At 63.8% G+C, this 3,152-nt stretch carries 2 protein-coding genes and 1 tRNA gene; 2 read left to right on the top strand and 1 reads right to left on the bottom strand.

Annotated features, from left to right (window positions below; all coding sequences use genetic code 11):
* Nucleotides 1-258: 258 nt before the first annotated feature.
* Together B5F33_RS10700 and B5F33_RS10695 are read left to right on the top strand one after the other, a co-directional pair.
* On the top strand, nt 259-1,434 hold the full coding sequence (locus tag B5F33_RS10700; RefSeq protein ID WP_087411808.1) for a hypothetical protein: 1,176 nt from the start codon (nt 259-261) through the stop codon (nt 1,432-1,434).
* A gap of 44 nt (nt 1,435-1,478) precedes the next feature.
* Nucleotides 1,479-2,480: a hypothetical protein gene (locus B5F33_RS10695; RefSeq protein WP_087411807.1), complete on the top strand. Its 1,002-nt coding sequence runs from the start codon at nt 1,479-1,481 to the stop codon at nt 2,478-2,480.
* A 415-nt stretch (nt 2,481-2,895) separates the two neighbouring features.
* Here the strand turns inward: B5F33_RS10695 and B5F33_RS10690 are convergent.
* Nucleotides 2,896-2,980, bottom strand: a tRNA-Leu gene (locus B5F33_RS10690).
* Between the last annotated feature and the right edge of the window lie 172 nt (nt 2,981-3,152).

The following is a 3,152-nucleotide window of genomic DNA, read 5'->3' as shown; positions in this document are numbered from 1 at the left end:
TCATTATATCATGCACCGGCATACACCATGCAATAAAGTCATTGAGAATTTGTAAGAGAAATGCCCGCTGAACTGGGCAGAGCAAGCTCTATCTATTCAGGTGTGCTGCAAAACTCGGGAGGCTTGCAGGACGCCGCGCGCCGCCGTCTTGAGCTCGCGCGTGATTGCAACATGTGCAAACCCTGCACAACTGGTTTTGGCGCACATGGTATAACTGAGAAACGAAACGCACCCGCACTCTAAACGTACAAGGCGTCCATGAACGATCTTCGTAACAACTCATATCGCACCGCTTCTTTTCAGGGCGGCTGGGGCATGCCGGCAGATGCTGCCGCCACGGGCGACTTGTCTGCCGTCCGACAGGCGGTGCGGCCATGGCGCGTGGCGGGGGAGTCCGCCGCGCGCGATGGGTCGCACGGGCGCATATTCCAGTCGGTAAGGGGCGGTGACGACTCTGCCTCGGGCTCTCGGCGCGCAGCTCGCGCGACGGCGCCCGGGCGTGGCGGCAGCTCTATGAGCGGCGTTGGCCGTCGGTCCTCGCGTGGCGAGACCGACCGTATTCCGCTGAGCGATCAGGGGGGCTCCGCTATGCGGGGCTCCTCTTCTCGCGGCTCTACAGCGTCGCGCGGTGCGCATACGCGCCGCGTGGCAGGGAGCCGAACCTCGGCCGGGCATACGGAGCCCTCGACCGAGGACCGCGCACGCGGTCGCGGCGGTGCTGCAGGCTCGGGGCATGCGGGTCACGCCGGCTTCATGCGCTATGCCACCGATAACAAGGTGGTTCAGACCATCTATGCCGTCACCACCGGCCCCTATAAGTATGCTTTGCTCCTTTTGCTTATCGTGGTCGTAGGGCTGAGCCTGTATTTCCCGATTCGCGATTACTACGTGGCCTATCGCACCAGTGACATCCTCGCGCGCCAGCTCGAGCTGCGCGAGGAATATAACGAACGCCTCGAGACCGATGTCGACCAGCTGCTGTCCACCGAGGGCATCGAGAACGCGGCCCGTGAGAACCTGGGTCTGGTCATGCCCGGAGAGAAGCGCATCGATGTCGTAGGATCGGTCGGAGACGGCTCCGGCGCCTCGGATGCCGAGGGCGATGACGCTGCGAACGCCGGAGATGCTTCGGCGGGAGATGCCTCGGGCTCCGGGGGCGCTGACGGAAGCGGCGAAGACGGTTCCGGTGCCAACGGCAACGCTGGCGCCGATGCCGGCAATGCCGCGTCGAGCGGTGACGGCGATGCCACCGACGGCTCTGGCGACAATGCGGACGACGCCGATGCGTCGGCGGCGGTGCCGACGACGTCGGAGGAGCTGCGCGAGGCCGAGGAGGCTGTCGCCAACGATGCGCCCTGGTATATTCAGCTGCTAGACACCATATTCTTCTACCAGGGGATCGACGGCCAGAAGGTGGCGTCGACAGGCGAATAGACCGCGTTTGCCCAAGCGGCGGGCGCAAAACAGGGGGCGACGTTATGGGACAGGATGGTGGTTGCGAGCTGACGCGCGTCGCGGCGATTGATTTGGGGACGGTGTCCTCACGGCTTTCGCTTGCCGAGCTTAGCGGCGGGCGTGTTGTGAGCTCGCGCAAACATACCGAAATCACCGACTTGGGCGAGGGTGTGGACGCGACGGGGCGATTCTGCGAGGATGCCGTCGATCGCGTGGTGGCTGCGTGCCGTGGATTTGTCGAAGAGGCCCGCTCGTTCGGCGCTTCCTGCGTGTGCACGACGCTTACCAGCGCGGCGCGCGATGCCCAAAACGCAAGCCTGCTGCTTGACCGCCTGTCCGACCTGGGCCTAGTGCCCCAGGTCATTCCCGGCGAGGTCGAGGCTCGCCTGACCTTCTATGGCGTTGCTCGAGATTTTCGCGGCGAGCGCATTGCCGTGGCTGATTCTGGTGGCGGTTCGACCGAGATTGCGGTCGGCAGCCTGACGAACGACGGCGTGGTCGAGCTTGAGCGGGTGGAATCGCTTAACATCGGCTGTCGCCGCGTGACCGACCGGTTCTTCCACGGGGATCCGCCTGCCGACGGCGACCTGGAAGCGGCAAGTGCTTGGTCTGCCGAGCAGTTCGATGCGTATTGGAAAGGGCTCGACGATCGCCCGGAGCGTCTCGTGGCAGTGGGCGGTACGGTGACGACCCTGGTTGCCATCACCCACGAGCTCGAGGTCTATGATTCTTCGTTCGTCCATCTGCATGAGCTGTCAGCGAGCGAGGTCGATCGCTGTATCGAACGGATGCGTAAGCTTTCGGTGGCGGAGATCGCTCAGCTCAAGGGCATCCAGCCCAAGCGGGCTCATGTGATGCTGGCAGGTGCTGTCATCGTGCGCGAGCTCATGCGGGCGGGCGGATATCAGACGCTTACGGTGAGTGAGAACAGCCTGCTTGCAGGCATGGCGGCGACGATTGGCAAGGTGCTCTCCGGGATGCCGACCGCCATAGGATGGACACCCGAGCTCTCGCACCTAGGGTAGCGCCGCCGTGGAGGCACGAACAAAGAAGGCCTCCGTTGTGGAGGCCTTAACAGTCATGGTAGGGGCGGTGGGGCTCTGCGCGCCTGCCGGCGCGCTCCCGTTGCGGGGCCTGCGGCCCCTTGCGCGCTCCGCGGCAAACGCTCACGCGTTTGCTCAGTCTCGCGCCCTCTCGGGTTCGAGTCCCTATAACGGGCACGAACAAAGAAGGCCTCCACGATAGAGGCCTTAACAGCTATGGTAGGGGCGGTGGGACTCGCGCCTCCGCTCCGCGGATGCGCAGCTTCGGGCGCTCCGCGCCCTCGCACGCTCGCTGGCAAACGCTCACGCGTTTGCTCAGTCTCGCGACCTCATCGGTTCGAGTCCCTGTGGCGGGCACGAACAAAGAAGGCCTCCGTTGCGGAGGCCTTGACAGTCATGGTAGGGGCGGTGGGACTCGAACCCACAATCCTTGCGGCCGAAGATTTTAAGTCTCCTGCGTATGCCAATTCCGCCACGCCCCCGACTCAGTGAAGAAGTCTAGCAGAGGTTGCCTGTACTCGGGTGGGAGAGCAGGCCTAGAAGATATGACCGATAACTAATCGGTCGGAGCCTCCCCTTTGCATGAGCGCGGGCTGGGCGACAATCGTTGTTGTCAGTGCAAACGGCGGTCGCGCACCGCAGTCAAAGAGGAGG

The sequence above is a fragment of the Collinsella sp. An2 genome, assembly GCF_002160065.1.
Classification (GTDB): Bacteria; Actinomycetota; Coriobacteriia; order Coriobacteriales; family Coriobacteriaceae; genus Limicola.
This window is presented reverse-complemented; position numbering and strand designations above follow the sequence as displayed.